This window comes from Vibrio sp. Vb2960 (genome assembly GCF_033337665.1).
Taxonomy (GTDB): Bacteria; Pseudomonadota; Gammaproteobacteria; order Enterobacterales; family Vibrionaceae; genus Vibrio; species Vibrio alginolyticus.
Genome location: NZ_JAWORD010000015.1, coordinates 121,871 through 145,646 on the forward strand (window position 1 = coordinate 121,871; position 23,776 = coordinate 145,646).

Here is a 23,776-nt window from a genome sequence, read left to right on the forward strand (position 1 = left end):
CGGGGCTTCTTTTTATTGTTAGCGAGCGGAGAGCTTGTCCACTAGCATTGCGATTCGTTTGCCAAGATACTCCGCCGTTGCAACATCAGAGGCATGCAACTGACCACCTTCACCACCTTGTGCAACAATACCACCTTGTACACCATAACGATTCAGGTTTTGCTCCCCAGAATTGCTGATCTTATCCAACCCGATCCACATCATGCCGTGTTGGTTAGCGAGCGTTTGTAGATATTGTAATGTGCAAGATTGGTCGCCATTCATTGCTCCACCACTGGTAAAGCCAGCCGCGATTTTGCCCGCCCATTTTTGGTAATACCAAGATTCACTGCTTGCATCGGCAAATGCTTTAAACTGCGCTGCTACACCGCCCATATAGGTCGGTGAGCCAAAGATAATCGCATCACACTCAGCAAGTTCATCCATTAGTTTAGGGTTCACAAAACGTCCCTCAATAATCTCACTGCCTTCAATTCGGTGAGAGAGGATTTCACATTCATCTTGCTGCTTAATGCCTTGTTGTTCAACGCCTGCGGCAATCGCGCGAGCAAGCTGACCAGTAACGTCGGTTTTAGAGAAATAAATAATCGCAATTTTGGACACAATGGTTCCTTTTTTCATTGTTGATTTTTAATCGTGCGACTAAGGCTAAAACCTCAAGCTAAGTTGAGGTCAAGAAGAGATTTGAGATAGATAAAGTACGAATTGGTATCTAAAGAGCTTTCTTATAGGGTAAGTCGACGGCATAACTACAGTGAATGCAATGACGATGAATGTCGTTTATAAAAGCGTTAAAGGAAGATCTTAAAGATGTAGAAAACTCTCTTGGAAACAATGATAAAGGTACTGATGCTAGTGATGATTAATAGGCGGAAAAATAGATTAAAATATGTAAACTCAGACCTGATCCAAGGCGGGAAAAGTACATTTCATCGTTTCTTAAGGCGAGGGATTATTATCATTATGGTAGGAGGCCTTTCTACAGCCTCTTCCACGGTATTTGCACACTTTATAGCGGGGGTGTTTGATGTGGATATGAATGTTCATCCAGAGAGCTTAGAAGAAAAAGTGCATGCACTACTTTTTGTTTCGTTCAGTCTTGTTTTTTACCTCTTTTATGCCCTTATCTCGCTAAATATTAGTGGGTGGCTCATAATGAAGCTAAAAATATAAGCCTAACTAAAACCATGTCCTTGTATTTTAAGGAAGATGGAACTAGTGACGATTTTTTCTTTGCTTGCACCATCTCTATTTTTTGTATTTATTTAAGGTTCGTAAAGAAGAAGCTTACTTTGGTTAAAGTGGCGCTTTTGGTTTCGGCGGTGTGTCATGTGTTTATCATGAAAGAATACAGCGGTGACCTTTCAGTTTATACGTTTTGTCTCTTCACTGTTGTTCTCCATTAACTTTGGGTTATTTGTGACTACCAAGTGATATTAAAAAGCCGATGTAGATACATCGGCTTTTTAGTGGGTTATTTCTTTCTGCGAGTATAAATCCGAGATTTTGCTTTACTTGGCTCTGGCTTGTTTTTTGCCAGCTTTAGCACTGCTTTTTGCAAAATCTGGTTGTTTGGGTAAGTGATCAGCATTCAATCTCTAATTTGACTGATGGCGTTGGTACAATAAAAACAATAGGAGAATATAATGAATAGAATAGTAAGACTTTTGAAAATAGGTAGTCTCTTTACGTTTTTCTCCCTATTTTTAGTTTGGCTATTTTGTACAACACCTGATACTAGTACATTTAAGACTGTAAACTTGAGCTTGGATGAGGTGCTTTGTGCTGATTCTAGGGGATGGGGAAATGGGACAAAAGTTGCGATAATTAAAGATAAAAAAAGCAATCTACAATATTATGCAGATAGCCTGTCACCGCAGATGTGCAGATGGTTACAAACACAACTTTTAAGTACAACAACACTAACTGCTTCCGGTGCCTATGATGCTAGTTATGATCAAGGAAAAAATATTGAGTTACAACAGATATATTTAGGAAAAGAAATGATCTATCAAGATCAGTATATAACCGAAGCAGGATTTTGTAAGTATATCCCTCTATTAACATGTATATAAATGAACGTATTACAGAAGTATTGGTGCTAGCTCTCGTAGCATAAAGGATAGAGTTCAACGATGTAGCGCTGGCGTGTCGAGTATTAAAGCGTTAAAGGAATATCTTAAAAAGGATGAGTAGATGATCGTTTTATCGAGGGGCGTATCACTGTTTCTACTATTGATGTTGGTAGTTATGCTGCACACCGAGCTTTCAATTAGCGACGGTAATACCAATCTTTATGCTTTCATTCCTTTTGCACTAGTTTACTTATTACCTTTGTTCCCTAATTCGATTTTGGTCAAAATTAAAGTAATAATCATAATGGCTTTCGTGGTCTCTGTGGTGCTGTGTTTCGGTGTTTGGTTAACGTTCCCTGCAGCGAGGGGAGCTGTCGTCGGTTACTTTTTCGTAATTAACATACCAATATTTTTGACCCTTTATCAGAGGGTGAAAGCGGAATAAAAATAGCTGATGTATACCCGTGATTATGAAGGAGTCTTAGATTCGACATCACTTATCGCTAAAGGATAAATAACTTATGACGATTTTTTTCTTTGCTTGCGCCATCTCTATTTTCTGCATGTATTTAAGGTTTGTAAAGAAGACGTTTCCTTTGGTTAAAGTAGCGCTTTTGGTTTCGGCGATGTGTCATGTTTTTATCATGAAAGAATACAGTGATGACCTTCAGTTTATACGTTTTGTCTCTTCACTGTTTTTCGCTATTAACTTTGGGCTATTTGTGACCACCAAGTGATAACAAAAAGCCGGTGTAGATACATCGGCTTTTTAGTGGGTTATTTCTTTCTGCGAGTATAAATTCGAGATTTGGCTTTACTTGGCTCTGGCTTGTTTTTCGCCAGCTTTAGTACCGCTTTTTGCAAAATCTGGTTGTTTGGGTAAGTGATCAAGTTTCCGTTGTCGTGCTTAATTAACACGTGAAACATGCTGATTTCTTGAATCTCACCGCAGATGTCTTCATCTTTGTCTACGACTTTAATTCGGTCACCCACTCGGTACGGGAAGACAAAAAAGATCAAAAAGCTGGCAGTGATGTTGCTCAGAATTGACCACTGCGCAATAAACGCCACACCTAATACGGCAAAAATGGACGATAGGAACAAAGACACATCGCCATAGCCAATACCTGTGATAATGGCAAAAATAGAGGCGGTCAAAAATAGCAGCGCGACATTGAAACAGCGCTGAATAAAACTCAAACGAGCCTTTTTTACACCTTTCGTTGTTGCCAAATTTAGGATGGCTCTATTTACAATCCTCTTCAGGATGCGATACGCGATCAGGACAAAAATGCCCATCAATAGTTTGTAACCGAGGGAGCCCGTAGTGAAATACTGGCTCACTTGCTCTAATTGGATCCAATCATTCATTTCTTCATCTCGACGATATCTAGAAAGCGGCTTTTATAGCTGATTTTTTGCTGTAAGTAATCACAATTTTTCTTTACACCATTTGTCTCTGTGTTGAGGTTCCACAGAGTGCTATATAAGTTAATCAAAGACTTAGTGAGTATTACAAACTCTTTGGCTTTATTACTTATATTCAACCAAAGCTGACGTGATTTTGAAAAGAGCAATCTTTGAGCTGTATCCCATATCCGACATTCTATGACGCTAGTTCCTTATAAACGAGCTGAATATGACTTTTGTCCTGATAACCTAAGGTGTATTAATTGAAATAGCTTTTAGGGCGTTGAAAAATGGAAGAAGATGAAAAGGCGATTATGATTTTATTAGTGATTGTTGGCCTTGTACTCGTTTGGGTCGCGCTTGAAGAACTTAATTATCTCGGGCTCCCAATAAAATAAGCCCCGTTAAACACAAGTTAAACGGGGCCCTTGTTTTTTATCAATGTGAATTCAGGCTAGCTAACCGCACGCACTTTGCCTTGTTTCAAATCGTTCAGCACTTGCGCTTTAGGGCCATCTGCGATGATGCTGCCTTTCTCCATCACAATTACGCGATCAACGATGTCGAGCATAGACGTTTTATGCGTAATCAGAATCAGCGTTTCACTAGGTTTCAACTGTGCTAATTGATGTTTAATGTGCATCTCTGAGCGATTATCCATCGCACTGGTTGGTTCATCCATGAGTAGAACAGGAGGACGACCCAAAAATGCACGAGCGATCGTGACTGCTTGACGTTGACCACCCGAAAGCATTGCACCGCCTTCACCAACTTGGCGTTCTAAGCCCGCTGGGTCAGATTGCGTAAACGCAGTAACACCGGCACGATTCGCTGCGTCTAGTACGTCACGGTCATCGGTTAATGGGCGACCTAGCGTAATGTTGTCGCGGATAGAACCAAAGAACAGATTCGAATCTTGCGGCACACAACCAATATTACGGCGAATGTCGACATGATGCAGCTGTGCGATGTCGGTATCATCAATGCGAACATGACCTTCCGTCGGCTGATACAAGCCCATGATGAGACGTTCTAACGTGGTTTTACCCGAACCGATACGGCCTATGATCGCTACTTTTTCGCCTGGGTTAATGGTCAAGCTCAAATCTCGAATCGACGCCACCGGTGAATCTGGGTAGTGGAAGGTCACGCGTTCAAGTTCAATTTTGCCTTGTACTATTGGGCGGTGAATGTAACGTTTACCTTCTTCTTGTTCATCCGGCATTTCCATGACTTGATTGATAATTGTCATAGAAGACTTCGCTTGGTTGTAGCGCGTAGAGAGTAAGGATAACTGAACCAAAGGACCAATCGCGCGGCCGCTAAGCATGGTTGCGGCAATCAAACCGCCCATGGTTAAGTCGCCTTCTGCAATTAAGTAAACGCCTAGGATGATCATCCCTACGTTACTACTTTGCTGCACAAAACCCGCCGCGTTTTGAATGCTATCCGTAATTCGTCGGCTTTTTATATTCCAGTTCGCCATGTGCGCAACTGCCTCTTCCCAGCGGTATTGGAATTGGCTTTGCGCACTGAGCATTTTTACGGTTTCTAACCCAGCCAAGCTCTCTATCAAATTGGCATATTTTTGCGATGCTAGGCGTGAACCCTCCTCAATGGAGCGGCGCAGCGGCCCTTGTATCAGTAGCGAGTGAATAATCAAAATGACCACGCCCACCATCGGTACATACACAAGATCGCCAGCCATTAGCCATATAATCACTAAGAATAAAATGGCAAAAGGCAAATCAATGAGAGCACTGACGGTCGCTGAAGTAAAAAACTCTCGAATAGATTCGAATTCTTGTAAATGGCGAGCGAAGGCACCGACCGAAGGCGGCTTCGATTCCATTCTAATCCCCATCACTTTGCTGAACAGTTTGGATGAAATCAGAATGTCAGACTTCTTGCCCGCCACATCAATGAAGTAATTTCTCAGCGACTTGAGAATGAAGTCGAACAGGAACACGACAAAGATGCCGCTTGCTAGTACCCATAGGGTTTCAAACGCAAGATTCGGAACCACTTTGTCGTACACCAAGCGAGTGAATAGCGGAGCGGCAACCGCAAAGAGGTTGATGAGAAGTGATGCGATTAAAACATCACGGTAGATGCGTTTTGACTGCCACAAGGTGGACCAGAACCAGTGGCCTTCGTTGGTTTTGAGCACTTCGGGAGAGCGCTCATCGAAACGGAATTGCTTTTTAACTAAAAAGTACCGACCAGTGTATTGCTCAAGTAGGTCTTCTAATGGAATAGAGATCGGCACCATTCCACTTTCTAGGGTGGTGACTTCGGCCTCGCGTTTCTCCATATTGATGCTGTTGAGAACGCAAGAGTCACCGCCTTTAAGAACTAAGATTGCCGGCAGAATTAGGCTGGAGATGCTCTCCAGCTCTGCGCGGTTTTCCTTGGCAACCAATCCGGCCCTTTCCGCTGCTCTTGGTAGCAAAAATGGGGTCAGTTTACCGTCAGATAGCGGTAGTCCGTTGACTAACGCTTCTGGCGAGTTAGCTAACCCATAGTAACGGCTAACGTAGATGAGCGAATTCAGTAAAGGGTCTTTCATCGTTGATAAACCTTTTTATTCTTTGTCGACGATGAATCCTTGGAATACCTCAACAAAATGTTCAGTGAGGAAATCCAACTGGATTTGAGTTTCGATACGCGATGCGATAGTCGTAATACCAAGGTTGTGGGCAGTACGAGAGATCGACGTTAGCGTGAATTTCTGTTTTTCGTCGTGCAAGTTGTGTGTGAATAGGTAATCGAGCTTCACATAGTTCGGGCGGAACTCTTGGATGTATTCCAAAGATTGGAAGTTACGTCCGTAGTTATCTACGCCGAACTCAGCACCTGATTGGCGAATGGCATTACATAACAGTGCTGTGTGGTGAGGCTGATCGATAAAGCATTCCTCTGGAATTTCAAAATGTAGCTTAGAGGCCACTTTGGCGTGTTTCTCTAGCATGCTAGTTGTCCAGCGAATAAACGATGGTTGAGACAAGCTGCTTTGCGCGATGTTAATCGCGACTGGGTCATTAAGTTCACCACTTTCTAGCATCTTAATCATTGATTCAATGACATACTGGTCAAAGATGTTGGTGGCGTCTAACTGTTCTAGTGCGAATAGGTATTGATTCGCACGATACGTTTCACCATCTTTTTCGATGCTTGAAAATACTTCGTTGTGGAATACTTTACCCCATGTGTTTTTCGCAGCTTGGAAACGGAATTTAACCCAATCACTATGAATGGCCTCTTCAACCAACGCTTTCCATTGCTGTTTACCCATCAAACTAGAAGGTGTATCACTGCCAATGAAGCCGTATGGCTTGTCTGGTTGCGCTTTGGCTTTCGATAGTGCGTTGTCTACCATCGAGAGGATTTCAGAGCGCGTTTTCTGATCTTTGCTGTGTGCAACCCCTAGTGACGCTTTAGGTTTTGCTAAGCCTGTTGGGTCAGTATTTAGGCCGTTCACACAATTGACGATGCTGTCCGATAAAATGCGTAACTCGCTCTCATCCATATGAGGGAAAAGCAAGCCGAACTCATCACTAGACAAGCGAGCAATAGTGGCACCCGGTACATCAATGGTGTTTTTCAAACGTTGAGACAGTTCTTTAACGTGGGCATCTGCGCGTTGGTAATCTTTGGTCTCGTAAATGTCCCCAATGTATTCAGCATGGAGTAGCGCGATACCCCCTTGCGTTTGCTCTGCAAGCCATTGGTCGATTTGGTTGATGTAGAATGAGCGGTTACCCAATTTAGATATAGGATCGAGGTAAGCCTGAGCACGCAGACGTTGCGCCTCTTTGGCTTGCTCTTTGAATGATAGCTCGATTTGAGCAGACATCATGTTAATGCCATCTACCACCGCGATAAGATCTTTGGTTCTTGGACGAGCAAGCGGTTCACCAAATTGGTTATTCGCGATTTCATGCATTTTATTTACGATGGCCGTTAATGGTTTTAGCGAGCGACGTAGGATGTATGAAATTGCCACTAAACCAGCTAGAAAAATGACACTGAATACAGACAGCAAGCCAATAAAACCTTGCCAGAGCTGCTCGTAAGCTGCGCCTGGGTGGCTAATGATTTCTACTTCGGCGAGCTGCATCCAACCACTGGTCACAACACGCTTATCGTGAATCGCTTTAAATAGATTCATGTCGATAAACCATTGTGGCACCGTACTTGGTTTAACTGGGTAAGTACGCACGATCTGGTAGTCAGAATCTAATGCTGTAAGACGAACAACGGAGTAGGTGCTGCCGTCAAATAGAGCATTAATCACGGACTCAACCGCGACTTTATCTTTGTCCTTTAGGTAAGGAGCCAATGCCAAACCTACGGTGTTAATAGTGTTGTTGACCTCTGAACGTTGCTGTTGCTCCAAGCTGTCTCGAGTCGTGTTGAATTGGATTACGAATACTGATGCCAACAAGAGTATAAAGACCGTAACCATCCCCACCACAAGCTTCTTATATAGGGTCATGTTTCTCACTCGTCATAGTTAATTTTAGGTTTATTTAACTGCAACTTACGTTCGCGCGAGCGTAAGTCATTCCAAAGGCTCAACCGTGATGCTTTCCCTGCCAGCTCTCCAGTGCTAGCAGATGACTTCATCAACCACAGGTTTGTACCATTAAAACTGTATATCGGTAGCAAGTCGCTACGCTTAGAGGCTCGGACAATGTCAGGATTGATATTATCGAGAATGAGCGGCTCAGAACTTGGGGTAGGGTAGTAAGCTAATACCATGTGAAACTGATTCAGTTCGATGGCTTTTACGTATATTAACCGCATCTTTGAATCTGGTATTCCTAGCTCGAGTAAAGAGAAGTACTTAGCAATAGTGAAATCTTCACAGTCTCCTGCGTTACTCCCTAAAAATTCGAGTGGCGTAGCCCAATAATCTGTCTTTCCCCACAGTTTTATGTCGTCAACGAAATACAGCTGATTAAAAAAGTCGTTAACGCCAGCGAGCTGTTCATGAGTCTCTAATTGTTTAAATAAGTCGAGGTTCTTTCGCCATGTATTTACGCGCAATCCCGCACGTTCGCCGTACACCGCTGTGACCGTATTGACCCATCGTTGTTCTTTGCTGTTCAGCGCACCAAGTTGGAACGACAAACAACTTAAGCTGATTAATAATGTAACTTTACGCTGCAAATTGGATCGCATATTCGACTCGTATCACAAGTATACTCTTCTAGAGAGTTCGTCAGTGAGAAATAAGTGCTTTTTATTTAATCACTTATCGCTCAATACTCCCTATCGCGAGTATCTTAATGTGGTTTACTCCTTCAAGGCGTTAGTTTTGGCACTTAAGATAGGCTTAAGTAGATACTCCAAAACAGTTCGCTTCCCTGTGATGATATCGACCGATGCTGTCATTCCTGGAATGATTGGTAAATCTGCATCTTGACCAAAGTTTGTTTTTTCGGTGCGTACACGAACAATGTAGAAGCTGTTGCCTTCTTCATCTTGAGTGGTATCCGCGCTGATATGTTCCAACTCACCCTCTAAACCGCCGTACTTTGTGAAGTCGTAAGCTGTAAATTTCACGATAGCATGAAGATCTGGGCGTAAAAATGCGATGTCTTTTGGCGCAATTTTCGCTTCTACCAATAGTGTGTCTTCTGTTGGTACGATCTCGACGATATCCATACCAGGTTGGATAACACCACCGACAGTATTGATGTTCAGTGTTTTGATTTTGCCTGTTACTGGCGAATTCACAACCGTTCGGTTTACTCTATCTTCCAAGCCCACCGCTGATTCAACCAAGGCAGATAACTGGTCTTGGGCGCTGTTGAGTTTCTCTTGCTGTTCAGAGCGGAATTTGAGTGCAACATCAATACGGTTGAGCATGGATTCTCGAATCGCTGATTGCAATACGGGAATCTTGAGCTCACTGGACGTCATTTCACGACGGGTATCGTTGACTTGGCGCTGTAATTTGAGCAGTTCAATACGAGGAACAACGCCCTCGTCTGCCAAAGGTTTGGTGATATCGAGTTCTTTTTTCGCGTATTGGTAGCTTTGACGCAAGTTCCTTACTCGTGCTTGGATCTCTACCAAGTCCTGCTGCTTTTGCTGCACTTGTTGGTCAATAACAGAAAGTTGGTTGCGTAAATTATCTAGATCTTCGCGATATTCTGCTTTTTGACGCTGTGTGAGTTGAGGTCGAGTCTCTTCCAAGGTTGGTGGGAAGGTCAGTTTACCGTAATCAAGTAGTACACTTTGACGCCAGTTTTCCGTTTCAAAATCACGATTAACGGCAACACTGTTAATAGAAGCGGATAGTTGCAGCACAGATGCGGTAAGGTTGGCAACTTGTTGCTCACGTTCACGAAAATCTGAGCGAAAGCGGGTGTCGTCGATAAGCAGTAACTGTTGGCCTTTTTCAACCAACTGACCTTCTTTGACCAAGATTTCTTTGACTAAGCCACCTTCTAAGTTTTGGACTACTTGTATCTGTGAGGAGGGAATCACTTTGCCTTGACCAACCGTGACTTTGTCGATTTCAGCCCAAGATGCCCAACCTATTGCTGCAATGAAAAATAGCACCATAACCCAAAGCATAAAACGCGCGCTGTTGGGGGTATTGAGGAGCAATGCTGCAGTTTTGTCATCAACAAAATCCAACTCTTCATCGTTGAGTTTGTTGTAGTTATCTCGGCTCATCACAGTCCCTGCTTATATAATTACGGATTATCTTTTTGATCTTATTATTATTAACCGATCGTGTCAGCATGCTCGGCTAATAAAATATGAGAAGAGGGTTATTCTCTCTTCAAATGAGCTTTCTTACACTTTCTAAATCAAACAAAAGCATAATTAGCGCCGGAGTATAGCTATTACGCCTTGAACTTGGCTTTATCCAACTGATGTTTTTTTAGTTTGTCGTACAAGGTTTTGCGTGATACCTGTAATTCTAGTTGAACCTCTTTGAGTCTGCCGCGATGTCTTTGCAATGCATCGAATAACAAGCAATATTCAAAGTATTCTGTGCGCTGAGTCATACTCTGAATTTCAAGACTTTTCTCACTGTTCCAATCTTCCATTCTAAAAGTATCTGGCTTGAGGGCACGAAGTTCAGCAAATTGGCGTAGCTGCTTAACGTTTTCTGGCCATTCGAGACTGGTGAGGTGTTTGACCTCTTCTAGGCTGATATGTGGCGGCTGTAACTGATATCGGCTCGCGGTGTGGCGCACAAAGTGCTTGTATAAAGGCCCTATATCTTCCTTTCTCTCATCGAGCGTCGGTAAGTGAATTAGAGTCGCCAGGGATTTTAGAGGCGGCTCGGCTTGGGTGGTCGCGCCAAAAACACGCTCAAGTTTTGGGTGCTTGAATAAGTATTCCCATTGCTCAAATGATACAGGCTCTGCGCTATGTAAGTACAAACTGCAGTGGCGTGTTCCTTCACTTAAGCGGTGTATGGCTTTGTCGAGCGCTTCTAATGAAAGCTCATAAAGGTCTTCACCAGAAGCGGCGATTAGCTCACTATCCGGTGTTGCATGTATGTCGTGGGCAAATTGTGCAGCGAGTCGCCGACCCGTACCATCTTGACCTACAAAAATGAGCGGCTGGCTTGTGGGCGCACTGATCAAGGCGCGACGAATGCTCACCATGGCCTTACTGTGACCAATCATTTTCGGACCAACATGAGTTTGCATGTCGAGCTCTTTCTTAAGCCAGATGTTTTCTTGCAACAAGTTCAGTTTATCGCTGGCATTGTTGAGCGATTTCATGAGCTGTTCCGTTGAAAACGGTTTTTCTAGAAAGTCGTACGCGCCGCTTTTCATCGCATCTACCGCGGTTTTCACATCTCCATGTCCAGTAAGTACGATGAATTGAAAGTGATCGTTTTTGCTTCGCAAAGTTCGCATAAACTCCAAGCCATCCATCACGGGCATATGGATATCGGTGATGATAATCGCAGGTGTATTTGAGTCGATTACGCGTAAGGCTTCTACTGCGTTTGGTAAGCAGGTGACGTCTATCCCTTCAATCAGCAGGGCTTGAGACACGGCATCACGAATGTGTGGTTCGTCATCAACAAAGAAAACTGGGTTATTCATGGTCGTTTTCCACTTCTGGGGTACGTTTATTCTGATTGACTATTGGTAGCGTCACGATAAAGGTCATCCCTCCTGCTTGTTGTTCTGTGTTCTGATGTTTATAGGCACAGAGGGAGCCGTGATAGCTCTCTATAATCCGCTTGGAGATTGTTAAACCTAATCCAAGACCCTCCGGCTTAGTCGTAAAAAATGGGTCGAACACTTTTGCTAGGGCTTCGTCTGACATCCCTGGTCCGTTATCGGAAACAAGAATGTCGCAACTGTCATCATGACACTGAACAGCAATGGATATTTGCGGATCGATACAGTGGTTTTCCATCGCTTGTGCGGCGTTGTGGAAGAGGTTTATCAGCACTTGTTCTAATTCAACGCTGTGAATGGCCAGCTTCACATCATAGTCGATGGCCGGAACTTTTAGTGTTACTCCTTGCTTAATAAGCTTGTTGCTCAAAATGCTGGTGGCAGTATGTACCGCGTCGTGCAGTACTGAGATTTCATTGTGTGAATCGTGCGTGGCTTTCCGAGTAAAGACTTTTAAGCGGGCAATGACTTCCGAAATGGTGTCATTGAGTGTCAGCATTTTGCCCAAATTGTCAGCGACCATTGGGTATTTTTCCATTGCCAACAAACGCTGCGAGTTTTCGGTATAGGTTCTTAGTGCGGAAAGTGGCTGATTTATCTCATGATTAATACTGGCTGATAGCTCGCCCAACAGTGCCAATTTCGCGGCTTGCGTCAGTTCTTGTTGTGTTTGTTTAAGCTCTTGTTGGCTTTGCTCATATTGGCGGATGGTCTGTTGTAGTTTTTGGTTGGCTTCACTCAGAACTAGTGTCCGTTGCACTACTTTTTCTTCTAGGCTCACATTGAGATGGGCAAGGCGTGCTTTGTTAACTAGGGTTTGGAACCACGCTAACGCAATTAGAGCAATGAGCGCATATAAGATCAGGAAGACGATATCGGCCTGTAAAACGGCGGCAAGAACGCTGTTGTGGTTAATTAAGGCAACGACGCGAAACCCTTTATCCAATAAGTGTGTTGCGTATGCGAGGTAATTCGGTGATAGAAGCAATTGATTGTCATCAAACTCCGTGACACCACTGTGCGCCGTCAACTCACCAAAATATTCGGGCAAGGTATCGCCATATTGACGCGTTTCGGTAAGTTCAATTATTGCACTCGATGACAGTGGGAAAAGTGCACGATAGCGCCAGTCTGGTAAATTGCTCATAAACACGACATTGTGTTTATCTGTAATGAGTACGTCAGTCGTGGTTTGCGAAAGGCGCTGTTCTAATTGCTCCAAATTCACTTTTACTGTTATCACGCCAACGACTTCCTCATTTACCCACAGCGGAGATGAGAAGAAGTACCCACGTTTATTCGAGCGCACGCCTAATCCAACATATTGAGCGGGCTCACCGCGTCGCGCATTTTTAAAATAGGGGCGATAGCTAAAGCTAGAGCCAACAAACGTATCTTCTTGCTGAAAGTTACTTGAGGCTATGACTAACCCGGTGCGGTCATGAACGTAAATCGTATCGGCCAAACTTTGCTTCAACCAATCTGATAACAGTAGGTTGAGCTCTTGAGAGGGCGTTCCGCGCTCTACTGCTTTGAGTAGTCTTGGGTCGTGACTTAATAGGTTTGGTATCTGTTCAAACTTTGCCAGTTCGTAGTCCACTTCTTGTGACACTTGCGCGGCTTGTCTCTCTAGCTTTTGTTGCCATTGATCATGTTGGTATTGAGTTGCGTAATGATGAGTAAGCGCAAGCCCTGAAATGCCGACGGCACACAGTAGCAGTAAAAAATGACGTAGGGCTTTGGGGTTGAGTAAGTTCACGATCGGCTCACTGGTTTTTTGTGTCATGGTATCAAATGACGCACTGTGATGCTGTGAGCGGCAACGATAACAAGCACAATGATGTCCTTGTATTTCCTCAGTATCGGGAGCACAATCGACAAAAACGAGTGAAGGAGTAAAGATGGAACTTGCTGATATTCGTCGTGAGTACACCAAAGGTGGGCTGCGTCGTAAAGATTTGAAAGCTGATCCTATTGATCAATTTAATCTGTGGCTAGAGCAAGCAGTTGAAGCGGGTTTAACGGACCCGACTGCGATGACAGTTGCAACGGTTGATGAAAATGGCATGCCGTTTCAACGCATTGTTCTATTGAAAAACGTCGACAAAGATGGTTTTGTGTTTTACACCAACCTAGGCAGTCGCAAGGCCCAGCAGCTAGAGCATAACAGCAATATTAGTTTGCACTTCCCTTGGCATCCGTTAGAGCGCCAAGTTCATATTACTGGTGTGGCTGAAAAGCTTACCGCCGTAGAGAATATGAAATACTTTACTTCTCGTCCTAAAGAGAGCCAGTTGGCCGCAATCGCGAGCAAACAAAGTAGCCGTATTTCTGCCAGAGGTGTGTTGGAAGGTAAGTTTTTAGAGCTAAAACAGAAGTTTGCTAAGGGTGAAATACCAGTACCAACCTTTTGGGGTGGCTTTCGCGTAAAACCAAAGAGCATCGAATTTTGGCAAGGTGGCGAACATCGCCTTCACGATCGTTTTCTTTTCTCCCAGCATGATGGAAGTTGGGACATTGATCGTTTAGCGCCATAGGCTTATGGTCCCTCATGAATAAACAAACACCGCCGAATTGGGGCGGTGTTTTTGTAGGTAGAAGCGATGCGAATTATCGCTCTCCATTCAACACAACCGATAATTGTTGCTTAAGCAGCGTTTTGGGTACAACAGAGCCGTAGCCTGCTTCCATTGCTTTATCTATTAGCTCGTTCTTGCTGTTCGCTGCAAACTTATTACGTAAGCGTGCGACGTGACCTTCAACGGTTTTTGTTGATATGCCCATGACCTGAGAGATAAATTGAGGCTTTTTGCCATAGAGCAAGAGGAAAAGCGTTTCTTGCTCGCGGCATGTGAGCTTCTCTGGTTTTGGTTGTAAGTCAGAAAAACGAAAGATGGATTGTTGATTTGGGTTGGTACTGATTGCACGACAAACCCAATACCCGACTTCAATCACGGCGGTGTCGGTGAGTTCCCTTCCGTAGAAAATGGTGCCTACGATGTCGCCTTTGTCATCTCGCCACGGTGTTTTAGTAAATATATGTGCTCGCCAGCGGCCATCTGGATAAGGGTGGATATCCAGAATTTTTAGTGACTCGCCAGTTTCGAGAACGTGTTTATCTTGGCGTTGAAATTCTTGCGCGCATTCAGTGGTTGGGCTGGCCATATCAAAATCAGTTTTACCCAAGCACTCCTCGGGCGACGTGTGCCCTAACAGTTCTGCGTATTCCTGGTTTACGTATAGGAATACCGAATCTTTATCTTTGCATCCCCAACAACCTGGTAGCTGTTTAAGGAGGGATTGTTCTATGGTATCGACTGAAATATTCACAAAAGGACTCACTACATACTGCTTTTACCAATACAGAGACGTCCGTGTTACATGGCTCGTATTGATGTTGCCAAGTAGGCACTTACGTTGCTAGAACACGTTCGTTGATTGGCGCTCAATCCAATTAAATTCATGGTGTTCGATGTTTTCGTCAGGTAGTCATAGACAACGACGAAATGGAACGAAGAGTTTAATTGGGAAAATGGTCTGTTTCATTACAGATATGTGCGCTCACGGATGTCCGCCAATGTTCGGCTTACAACTCGTATCGTCCTTGATCATGCTTCCTACAACTCAGTTGTAATGTGGTTGACGTTCATATCACTTGTGAGCGAAAGAGCAGCACCTAAGCATATGAGAGGGACAGTGAGACAAACGCTATGATATCAGCTTATGCCATTGTTTTCATTGTTGAGAAGCGAAAAAAAAGCCAGCCTGAAGACGGGCTGGCAACACAAGATATAATCTTGTCGACGTGTAGAAGAGGTTCTAAATTACCTAGCGAGGGTCTGCTAAGTAAGTTAGAGGTATCAATGAGATACCGAGAGCTTTAGATCGTATGCATCTTAAAGCTCGATAACTAATGTATTGAATCAGAAGCATATTAGTAAGGGGGGAAATCCCTCTATGTTGAGTTTAAGAGTGGGTTTCGATCCGTTTCAGGGACGAGTTATCTAATATGGAGCACGGTGTTTTACAAAATAACAGATTGTTCGGTAATAAGGATCTTTACATTGATTGATTATGTATACGTAAGGTGTTGCCTATCTATCCGTTTTTGTTAATAAAATTGGTTGCTCACTGACCGTAAATTAACCTAGCATGATCATCGTTCCGGAACTATGATCATGTAAATGAACTTGATCATGCTGATTTGATCTTGTCGATTGAGTTGGGTAAAAGTTGCAACCCAACAAAGAAGGTATATGATGCGAAGACGTAAGCTGACCGTGTAAAGACGACTGTTTAAAATGAGTGACTCAGATAAACAAAAAATCCTTTCATATCAAGAGATTATGCTGCCAAAGCCGGCGGAGCTGATCACACTTCCGTCTTATATGGATTGCCACGATCATTCTTATACGCAGATCGTGATTGGTTTAAAAGGGCAAGCCGAATTTGAAGTGCGCGGGCGAGGTAATCTTGTCGGCCCTGGTCAAGGTTGTGTGGTTACCGCATGCTCTGATCATGCTTTCGGTGGCGTCATCAATCAATCGGATATTTTGGTGCTGAATATGCCCAAACCGACAAATGATGATCCTGAAATGCTTCAAAAAATCAATAACCTGGAGAGAGACCATGTCTACTTCCAGTTAGATAGTCAAATTCAGAAGCTGATACAGATGTTGGTTCAGGAAATGCGCAACCATCCGGATGACCTGCTGTTAAGTCGTGCGTGTAACGACACTGTGATTGCGTTAATGCAGCGCCATATCTCGGCATTTGAGACCAGTCGAAAAGAGTCGCGCTTTGATTTGGAGGCGATTGATCGTTACATTGAGCAGCACCTGAGTCATAAGATTAGTGTGGCTCAATTGGCCGGGCGAGTGTTTCTTGGGGAAAGTCAGTTCCATTGCTTGTTTAAAGAGCAGATGGGGATTACACCTCATCAATATGTTCTCGGAAAGCGAATCGACATGGCTCGTGAATTAATCGAGCAAGGGCACCTTTCTTTAGGGCAAATTGCCGAGTTTACTGGCTTCTCAAGCCAGAGTACTTTTACTCATACTTTTACTCGCTTACAGGGAATATCACCTTCCCGTTATAAAAAACAAGTTGGATAACAACGCGTTTTTAGGTCAAATAATCATCAATTAGAATAAAGCCATGCACTATGCATGGTTTTTTTATGTTTTATTCACGTGACCTATCTCTCGTTTTTTTAAATTCTCTGTTCTTTGCAGTGGCTGATATGCCACTTGATCCTACATTTTCTCTTAGAACGAGCTCTTCACAAAAATCTTATTGATATTCTTGATATTTTGTTGTGAATGCAATGAAAAAATTAAAATTTACAACACAAAATATTACCTATTTGAATGTGACTATGTGGATGTTTTGTTATAAAAGCGAGTTTTTGGCAAAAATGTCGTAGTTTTTGACAAGTATTCTTATCGGCCTCAAAATACACTGCCAGCCATTGATAATCCTCGAAGCGGTTTTCGAGGAGTGAGATTGAGGAACACACATGTTTACAGCTACGAACGTGTTGACACCGGAATTTATCGGGCAGCCGCTTGATAAGTTGTGGTCACTGATCTCGCCATTATATATGGTGGACGAGTCTCAATGGCTAGAGCAACTATTGCCACTAGCGACGCCGACAGAGGATGAAAAATCGGCGATCACTACCCAAACGACCCACCTTATCGAAGCCATTCGTGCCGATAAGAAGTCAATCCAGATGATTGATGCTTTATTGCTGGAATACAGCTTAGATACTCAAGAAGGTATCTTGCTGATGTGTCTTGCAGAAGCATTAATGCGCATCCCAGATGCCGCGACAGCAGATTCTTTGATTAAAGATAAGTTGAGTGTCGCAGACTGGAAATCTCACCTGAAGAACTCTGACTCTGTGTTTGTTAACGCATCAACATGGGGCCTCATGCTAACAGGTAAAGTGGTTGGTCTTGGTGAGCAAGGCACCCAGAGCCCAGGTCAGGCTGTAAACCGTCTGGTAAATAAATTCTCTGAGCCCGTGATTCGTAAAGCCATGTATCAGGCAATGAAGATCATGGGTCACCAGTTTGTTCGTGGTCGTACGATTGAAGAAGCGCAAAAGAACGGTCGTCCGATGCGCGACAAAGGTTTCACCTACTCATTTGATATGTTAGGTGAGGCGGCGTTAACTACAGCGGACGCGAACAAGTACTTCAAAGATTACCTAATGGCGATCGAAGCGGTAGGTCGAGAAACTTACGGCAATGACACCAGTCCAGCGCCTTCGATTTCCATCAAGCTTTCTGCATTACACCCGCGCTACGAAGTCGCAAATGAAGAACGTGTAATGACAGAGTTGTATGACTCACTAATGCAACTACTAAAACGTGCTATTGAAGTCGACGTTGCAATCACAATCGATGCAGAAGAGGCGGATCGCCTTGAGCTTTCTCTGAAGCTATTTGAGAAAGTGTACCGTAGCGATCTTGTGAAAGGTTGGGGCAAGTTTGGTTTAGTTATTCAAGCCTACTCAAAACGTGCGCTACCAGTCTTGGTGTGGCTAAATGCACTCGCAAAAGAGCAAGGTGACGTTATTCCTCTGCGTTTGGTTAAAGGCGCGTACTGGGACAGCGAAATCAAGTGGTCTCAACAAGCGGGTTATGCAAATTACCCAGTATACACTCGCAAAGAAGCGACGGACGTTGCATACCTAGCTTGTGCTCGTTTCCTACTTAGCGAAGGTGTTCGCGGTAATATCTACCCACAATTTGCAAGCCACAATGCTCACACAGTTACGGCAATTGCTGTCATGGCGGAGCACAAAGAATACGAGTTCCAGCGCCTACATGGTATGGGTGATTCACTGTATAACCATGTTATGAAAATGTACGGTCAGCCAGTACGTATTTATGCTCCTGTCGGTAGCCATGCTGATCTTCTTCCGTACTTGGTTCGTCGTCTGCTTGAAAATGGTGCGAACAGCTCGTTTGTACACCGTCTAGTTGATGCGCGTTGTCCGATTTATGAGTTGACCCACCACCCTGTGGATGTGTTGACGGGTTTTGACACGCTACACAACGACAAAATTCCATTGCCTGCCGATATTTTCCCTGAGCGTAAGAACTCATATGGCGTCAACATTGACATCGACAGTGAAGCGAAGCCATTTGAAGCTCAGGTCGAAAGCTTCATGGACAACCAGTGGGTTGCAGGCCCGATGATCAATGGTGAACGCTTTGCCGAAAGCATGATCAAGGAAAATGCGGCTGAGATCATCACCGCACCATACGATCGCCGAATTGAAGTCGGCAAAGTGGCATTTGCAACACTTGATCATGTTTCCGCTGCAATTGATGCGGCGCAAACTGCTTTCTCTGATTGGAAAGGTGTTCCTGTTGAGCAAAAAGCGGCTTGTTTGGAAAAGCTTGCTGACTTAATGGAAGAAAATCTGGCTGAGCTGGTGGCGATTTGTCACAAAGAAGCGGGCAAGACGATTCACGATAGTATTGATGAAGTTCGTGAAGCAGTGGATTTCTGTCGTTATTACGCGAAACAAGCGCAAAACCTACAGCCATTTGAGCTAGAAGGTTTTGACGGTGTGAAACGCATTTCTAGCCTTGAAGGTCTTGGTGTGTTTGTGTGTATCAGCCCTTGGAACTTCCCGTTGGCTATCTTCCTTGGTCAGGTAACGGCAGCACTGATTGCAGGTAACACTGTGGTTGCAAAACCTGCTGAGCAAACAAGCTTAATTGCCGCTCGCGCTATTGAACTAATGCTTGATGCTGGCTTCCCTGCAGGTGTGATTCAGTTACTTACTGGTCGCGGCGCTGAGATCGGTCATGCACTGACTTCTCATGATGCTATTGCTGGTGTGGCATTCACTGGCTCAACGGCAACGGCGCAACGCATTAACGTCACGCTCGCGGAGCGCAGCGCGAAACCGGTTCCGTTTATTGCGGAAACAGGTGGTCAAAACGCAATGATTGTGGACAGTACTGCATTGCCAGAGCAGGTGGTGCGTGATGTGATTCGTTCGGCGTTTGCATCTGCTGGTCAGCGTTGTTCTGCCCTTCGTGTTCTATTTGTACAAGAAGATGTAGCAGACCGTATGATCAACCTGATTCAGGGTGCGATGAATGAACTGCATGTTGGTTTACCTTACCTACACAAAACAGATGTTGGTCCGGTTATCGACAGCAATGCTAAACAAAAACTCCTCGCTCACCTTGAGCAAATGAGCAAAACACAGACTAAAGTCGCTCAGCTACAGCTGGATGAATCGTGCCAGCATGGTGACTTTGTCTCACCAAGTGCGTTTGAAATCTCGGGCATCGATGTGCTGAAAGAAGAACAATTTGGTCCAATCTTACACATTGTTCGCTTTAAAGCGTCTGAATTACCGAACGTGGTTGCGCAGATCAACAAAACGGGTTTTGGCTTGACGATGGGCATCCATAGCCGTAACGAAACCACGTACCGTTGGATTGAGAAACATGCTCGAGTAGGTAACTGCTACATCAACCGAGACCAAGTTGGCGCTGTGGTTGGTGTACAGCCGTTTGGTGGTCAAGGCTTGTCGGGTACTGGCCCGAAAGCTGGTGGTCCACACTACCTATTCCGCTTTACTCAACATCTTCTTGCTCAAGCAGAAAACGCATAAGGAGTCGCATTATGGTTCATCAGATCACCTATTTTAAAGATGCATTCTCTGCGTGGGAGCAGTGGAATCTGACTGATTTTGATTACAAATGCGAGCATGTTCTGGCATTTAAATCTGCACTAGAAGGGCAGCAGTCTACCGTTGCCAAAGTGGTTTCTTACCACTTGCAACAAGCATCAGCTCTTCTTGCAGAAACTCACCAGTTAGTTGGCCCTACAGGGGAAACTAACGAACTGTATGCCGCAGGACGCGGTGTGGCTTTGGTGATTTGTGAAAACAACATCGAGCCTGCTGATAATGCGTTATACAGTGCTTTTGCGATGATCACCTGTGCCTTAATTGCGGGCAACAGTGTGGTCGTTTGCAGTGACAATGCAGAGCTAAACCAATTGGTTAAGCAAGCTGTAGCGTTGGCAAACTTCCCATCTAACTTAGTCCAGGTTGTTGCGTACGATGCGTCTGCCCCGTTGCTTGAGAGCGATGTACGTAGTGTGGGTTATGTTGGGCGTTCACAGGTTGAGCATGCGCTCAATCTTCAACTAGCTAAGCGTGACGGTGCAATCGTCGGCTTAGTTTCTGAAACGGATTTAGAGTCACCGAAATTGGCTCATGATCCTCATCTCTCGTTGCGCTTCATTACTGAGCGCACTCGAACGATAAATATTACCGCGGTGGGTGGTAACGCAACTCTACTCGAGTTGGGGAACGAAACTCACTAACCTGACTTGTAATGCCAATCTGGAGTAACTGGACTGAGAGCCGGTCCAGATTGGTTTTTTATACTCTGATGTATTGCTGAGACGGTAAAATATCAGGGCAGGCAAGGAAGGAAATAATTATAACGAGGACTATCTAATGATAGAAAATAGCTTTGCTATCACGTCCACTTTTGTGGCGTATTTACTGATTATGGTTGCTATTGGCGTTTACGCGTATAAGAGGACTTCCAATTCATCTGACTACTTCCTAGGTGGCCGTAGCCTAGGTCCGTGGCCTGCTGCATTATCTGCAGGTGCTTCAGACATGAGTGGTTGGTTGCTGCTAGGCTTGCCTGGCTATGCGTACGCTGCGGGTATCGAGGCCTTCTGGTTAGCCGGCGGTCTACTTCTTGGTACATGGGCAAACTGGCTCATCAGTGCAAAACGCCTCCGTACCTACAGTATCCAAACTGACGCGCTAACGTTGCCAGAGTTCCTGTCACGTCGCTTCAACGATAAGTCGAAACTGATTCAGACAATCTCTGCGTTTTTCATTCTTCTATTTTTCCTTTTCTACACCAGCTCAGGTTTGGTCGCAGGGGGCAAACTGTTTGAGACGGTATTCGGTCTAGATTACACCTACGCTGTTATCATCGGTACGGTGTGTGTCGTTTCTTACACACTATTCGGTGGTTTCCTAGCGGTATCTTGGACTGACTTAGTGCAAGGTCTGCTAATGGCGGCTGCGCTAATGATTGTTCCTATAGCGGTAATGGACGGTGGTTTAGGTCAGCTAAGTTCTGATCTACATGACATCAACCCTGAACTTGCAACGCTATGGAATGACGCGAAAGGCGAACCATTGTCTGCGATTGCCATTATCTCTCTAGCGGCGTGGGGCCTTGGTTACTTTGGTCAGCCACACATCCTAGCGCGTTTTAAAGCGTCTCGTTCAAACAAAGATCTAACGACTGCACGTCGTATCGCAGTGATTTGGACGGCACTATCTATGGTTGGTGCAATGCTTGTTGGTCTTGTTGGTCTGGTTTGGGTTACGGGTCATCCGGGTACTCAACTAGAAGACGGCGAGAAGATCTTCATGCTATTGGTTAACGCAGTATTCCATCCTGTCGTTGCGGGTATGTTGTTAGCAGCAATCCTAGCGGCGGTAATGAGTACCGCTGACTCACAGCTCCTTGTTTCATCTTCAGCGCTTGCAGAAGACTTCTACAAGCAAGTATTCAAGCCAGAAGCGTCTTCTGAAGAAATCGTAATGATTGGTCGTATCGGTGTTATCGTTATTTCGCTTGTTGCGCTATTCCTAGCGATGACGCCTGATAGCTCAGTACTTGGCCTTGTATCTTACGCTTGGGCTGGTTTTGGTGCGGCATTTGGTCCTGCGGTTGTACTTAGCCTTTACTGGAGCGGTATGAACCGTAACGGCGCGTTAGCAGGTATTCTTGTTGGTGGTATCACTATCGTGGTTTGGAAGCAGCTAACTGGCGGTTGGTTTGATGTGTACGAAATCGTACCGGGCATCATCTTCTCTACGCTTGCTATCATTGTGGTAAGTAAAGCAACGGGCGGTGCTGCGCAAGACGTGTTAGACCAACACCAGTCGTTCGAGAAAAAACTGGTTGAACTAGACTAGTAACTTCCCGTATATGAACACAAAGCCCGCTATTTTAGCGGGCTTTGTTTTATCTGAAACTTAATTAACGTTAATGGTGGTAGCTTGAGATCAAAGCTTAGCATTGCTCGGTTAGATTGGAGTGTTAGTCGCGACGAATTTTGGCGTAAATAACGGTGTTACTCAACTCTCCCGATGTAGTCAGACGTTCGTTTCTGAGCTCTCCTTCGAACTCATAACCACAGCGCTCGGCTACAGCCCGGCTCTTTTGGTTGGTGCTATCAGCATGAATTGCGATTCTCTTGGCGCCCAAGTCATCAAACGCATAGCGCTCAACTTCGAGCACAGCCTCGGCAACATAACCATTGCCAACGGCAGCATCATCTAACCAATAACCTATCTCAAAGGATGGTACGTCGGGATCTCGAATCATCAAGCCGACCGCACCCAGTAAGCGATCGCTTTCCTTTTCAATGATGTAGTAACGCAGCTCTTCTTCGAAGTTTTCAAAGTTTGCGATGGCTTTCTCTGTCCCTTCTATCATCGCTTCTAATGTCAGCACATGAGGCACCCACGGCAGATAGACTTCGAGAGTCTTTTGGCTGCGAACGACAGCTTGATGCGCCTCTTCGGCTCGTTCTAAACAAGCAGGGATGAGTTTGAGACGTTTCGTTTCCATGCCGACTCTCCTATGGGTGAAAAATGAACGGAAAATCATTTAAACAGATGTACTTAGAATGATCTAGTCAACGCCGTCATATTATTCACTTGGTTTGCCAGAGAGAAACTGAGAGAATCGAACCGTTATCAAACCAACTAGGTTCATTATGAAACTTTTAGTAAGAAACTTGGCTCGTCACATGACCGAGCAAGATATCCGCAAATTATTCTCAGCGTACGGCAAAGTAGAACTGTGTTCGCTAGTGCTTGATCAAGACACGGGTTTGTCGAAAGGCTTCGGTTTTGTCATCATGCCGGACGAAGCAGAAGCCATTTCTGCTCTTGAAGCACTGAACTTGACGAACGTAGAAAAAAGCAAAATTCGCGTGAAAGTCGCACAAGACTATGACCCGTCCTGATATGGGTTGACACTTTTTAACTAAAACGCTCGATGTACTTCATCGGGCGTTTTGTATTTTAAA

General features: G+C 44.5%; 18 protein-coding genes and 1 pseudogene. 8 read left to right on the forward strand and 11 right to left on the reverse strand.

The window, feature by feature from the left end:
- Window positions 1-18 precede the first annotated feature (18 nt).
- Window positions 19-603, reverse strand: coding sequence for a flavodoxin family protein (locus R7O03_RS14650; protein ID WP_054575572.1), 585 nt, complete (start codon window positions 601-603; stop codon window positions 19-21).
- Between the two features lie 231 nt (window positions 604-834).
- On the opposite strand from R7O03_RS14650, the gene R7O03_RS14655 reads away from it, so the two are divergent.
- A complete protein-coding gene (locus R7O03_RS14655; RefSeq protein ID WP_033907254.1) occupies window positions 835-1,173 on the forward strand; it encodes a hypothetical protein in 339 nt (112 codons plus the stop codon).
- A gap of 301 nt (window positions 1,174-1,474) precedes the next feature.
- Here R7O03_RS14655 and R7O03_RS14660 read toward each other — a convergent pair.
- A pseudogene (locus R7O03_RS14660) lies at window positions 1,475-1,588 on the reverse strand (mechanosensitive ion channel family protein); the annotation flags it as partial.
- Window positions 1,589-1,646: 58 nt separating this feature from the next.
- Here R7O03_RS14660 and R7O03_RS14665 point away from each other — a divergent pair.
- Window positions 1,647-2,075, forward strand: a complete 429-nt coding sequence (locus R7O03_RS14665; RefSeq protein ID WP_025521462.1) for a hypothetical protein — start codon at window positions 1,647-1,649, stop codon at window positions 2,073-2,075.
- A gap of 777 nt (window positions 2,076-2,852) precedes the next feature.
- Here the strand turns inward: R7O03_RS14665 and R7O03_RS14670 are convergent.
- The 7 genes from R7O03_RS14670 to R7O03_RS14700 all read right to left on the reverse strand — a co-directional run bounded on the left by R7O03_RS14670 (window position 2,853) and on the right by R7O03_RS14700 (window position 13,442).
- Window positions 2,853-3,446, reverse strand: a complete 594-nt coding sequence (locus R7O03_RS14670; RefSeq protein ID WP_017820061.1) for a mechanosensitive ion channel family protein — start codon at window positions 3,444-3,446, stop codon at window positions 2,853-2,855.
- Between the two features lie 493 nt (window positions 3,447-3,939).
- Window positions 3,940-6,054, reverse strand: a complete 2,115-nt coding sequence (locus R7O03_RS14675; RefSeq protein WP_005374556.1) for a type I secretion system permease/ATPase — start codon at window positions 6,052-6,054, stop codon at window positions 3,940-3,942.
- 15 nt (window positions 6,055-6,069) lie between these two features.
- Window positions 6,070-7,983: an EAL domain-containing protein gene (locus R7O03_RS14680; protein ID WP_005383568.1), complete on the reverse strand. Its 1,914-nt coding sequence runs from the start codon at window positions 7,981-7,983 to the stop codon at window positions 6,070-6,072.
- A gap of 5 nt (window positions 7,984-7,988) precedes the next feature.
- On the reverse strand, window positions 7,989-8,672 hold the full coding sequence (locus R7O03_RS14685) for a transglutaminase-like cysteine peptidase (RefSeq protein WP_005374561.1): 684 nt from the start codon (window positions 8,670-8,672) through the stop codon (window positions 7,989-7,991).
- A 114-nt stretch (window positions 8,673-8,786) separates the two neighbouring features.
- A complete protein-coding gene (locus R7O03_RS14690; protein WP_005374562.1) occupies window positions 8,787-10,178 on the reverse strand; it encodes an HlyD family type I secretion periplasmic adaptor subunit in 1,392 nt (463 codons plus the stop codon).
- Window positions 10,179-10,351: 173 nt separating this feature from the next.
- Complete coding sequence (locus R7O03_RS14695) at window positions 10,352-11,575, reverse strand: sigma-54-dependent transcriptional regulator (protein ID WP_318131805.1); 1,224 nt, start codon at window positions 11,573-11,575, stop codon at window positions 10,352-10,354.
- Entirely contained in the window at window positions 11,568-13,442 is a 1,875-nt protein-coding gene (locus R7O03_RS14700) for a sensor histidine kinase (protein ID WP_054578584.1), read from the reverse strand. Before R7O03_RS14700 ends, R7O03_RS14695 begins: the two co-directional genes overlap by 8 nt.
- A gap of 115 nt (window positions 13,443-13,557) precedes the next feature.
- Between R7O03_RS14700 and pdxH the strand changes: the two genes are divergently transcribed.
- Window positions 13,558-14,193, forward strand: coding sequence for a pyridoxamine 5'-phosphate oxidase (gene pdxH / locus R7O03_RS14705; RefSeq protein ID WP_005374570.1), 636 nt, complete (start codon window positions 13,558-13,560; stop codon window positions 14,191-14,193).
- A gap of 73 nt (window positions 14,194-14,266) precedes the next feature.
- On the opposite strand, the gene R7O03_RS14710 is transcribed toward pdxH, so the two are convergent.
- A complete protein-coding gene (locus tag R7O03_RS14710) occupies window positions 14,267-14,986 on the reverse strand; it encodes a helix-turn-helix transcriptional regulator (protein ID WP_318131806.1) in 720 nt (239 codons plus the stop codon).
- A gap of 971 nt (window positions 14,987-15,957) precedes the next feature.
- On the opposite strand from R7O03_RS14710, the gene R7O03_RS14715 reads away from it, so the two are divergent.
- From R7O03_RS14715 to putP, 4 genes are all read left to right on the forward strand, one after another.
- Complete coding sequence (locus R7O03_RS14715) at window positions 15,958-16,770, forward strand: AraC family transcriptional regulator (RefSeq protein WP_213906627.1); 813 nt, start codon at window positions 15,958-15,960, stop codon at window positions 16,768-16,770.
- 404 nt (window positions 16,771-17,174) lie between these two features.
- On the forward strand, window positions 17,175-20,306 hold the full coding sequence (gene putA / locus R7O03_RS14720; protein ID WP_318131807.1) for a bifunctional proline dehydrogenase/L-glutamate gamma-semialdehyde dehydrogenase PutA: 3,132 nt from the start codon (window positions 17,175-17,177) through the stop codon (window positions 20,304-20,306).
- An 11-nt stretch (window positions 20,307-20,317) separates the two neighbouring features.
- Window positions 20,318-21,025 (forward strand): 1-pyrroline-5-carboxylate dehydrogenase, encoded by a 708-nt coding sequence (locus R7O03_RS14725; RefSeq protein WP_005383557.1) that lies wholly within the window; start codon window positions 20,318-20,320, stop codon window positions 21,023-21,025.
- A gap of 136 nt (window positions 21,026-21,161) precedes the next feature.
- Window positions 21,162-22,655, forward strand: coding sequence for a sodium/proline symporter PutP (gene putP, locus R7O03_RS14730; protein ID WP_005374582.1), 1,494 nt, complete (start codon window positions 21,162-21,164; stop codon window positions 22,653-22,655).
- 124 nt (window positions 22,656-22,779) lie between these two features.
- On the opposite strand, the gene R7O03_RS14735 is transcribed toward putP, so the two are convergent.
- Window positions 22,780-23,313, reverse strand: a complete 534-nt coding sequence (locus tag R7O03_RS14735; protein WP_053350135.1) for a GNAT family N-acetyltransferase — start codon at window positions 23,311-23,313, stop codon at window positions 22,780-22,782.
- A 148-nt stretch (window positions 23,314-23,461) separates the two neighbouring features.
- Here R7O03_RS14735 and R7O03_RS14740 point away from each other — a divergent pair, with 148 nt between their 5' ends.
- Entirely contained in the window at window positions 23,462-23,713 is a 252-nt protein-coding gene (locus R7O03_RS14740) for an RNA-binding protein (protein WP_318131808.1), read from the forward strand.
- The last annotated feature ends 63 nt before the right edge of the window (window positions 23,714-23,776 follow it).

Coding starts and splice junctions, on each gene's coding strand:
- R7O03_RS14695 (WP_318131805.1), bottom strand. CDS start 11,575: ATGAATAACCCAGTTTTCTTTGTTGATGACGAACCACACATTCGTGAT.
- R7O03_RS14735 (WP_053350135.1), bottom strand. CDS start 23,313: ATGGAAACGAAACGTCTCAAACTCATCCCTGCTTGTTTAGAACGAGCC.
- R7O03_RS14740 (WP_318131808.1), top strand. CDS start 23,462: ATGAAACTTTTAGTAAGAAACTTGGCTCGTCACATGACCGAGCAAGAT.
- R7O03_RS14715 (WP_213906627.1), top strand. CDS start 15,958: ATGAGTGACTCAGATAAACAAAAAATCCTTTCATATCAAGAGATTATG.
- R7O03_RS14690 (WP_005374562.1), bottom strand. CDS start 10,178: ATGAGCCGAGATAACTACAACAAACTCAACGATGAAGAGTTGGATTTT.
- R7O03_RS14725 (WP_005383557.1), top strand. CDS start 20,318: ATGGTTCATCAGATCACCTATTTTAAAGATGCATTCTCTGCGTGGGAG.
- R7O03_RS14685 (WP_005374561.1), bottom strand. CDS start 8,672: ATGCGATCCAATTTGCAGCGTAAAGTTACATTATTAATCAGCTTAAGT.
- R7O03_RS14655 (WP_033907254.1), top strand. CDS start 835: ATGATAAAGGTACTGATGCTAGTGATGATTAATAGGCGGAAAAATAGA.
- R7O03_RS14665 (WP_025521462.1), top strand. CDS start 1,647: ATGAATAGAATAGTAAGACTTTTGAAAATAGGTAGTCTCTTTACGTTT.
- R7O03_RS14680 (WP_005383568.1), bottom strand. CDS start 7,983: ATGACCCTATATAAGAAGCTTGTGGTGGGGATGGTTACGGTCTTTATA.
- R7O03_RS14700 (WP_054578584.1), bottom strand. CDS start 13,442: ATGACACAAAAAACCAGTGAGCCGATCGTGAACTTACTCAACCCCAAA.
- pdxH (WP_005374570.1), top strand. CDS start 13,558: ATGGAACTTGCTGATATTCGTCGTGAGTACACCAAAGGTGGGCTGCGT.
- R7O03_RS14675 (WP_005374556.1), bottom strand. CDS start 6,054: ATGAAAGACCCTTTACTGAATTCGCTCATCTACGTTAGCCGTTACTAT.
- R7O03_RS14670 (WP_017820061.1), bottom strand. CDS start 3,446: ATGAATGATTGGATCCAATTAGAGCAAGTGAGCCAGTATTTCACTACG.
- putA (WP_318131807.1), top strand. CDS start 17,175: ATGTTTACAGCTACGAACGTGTTGACACCGGAATTTATCGGGCAGCCG.
- putP (WP_005374582.1), top strand. CDS start 21,162: ATGATAGAAAATAGCTTTGCTATCACGTCCACTTTTGTGGCGTATTTA.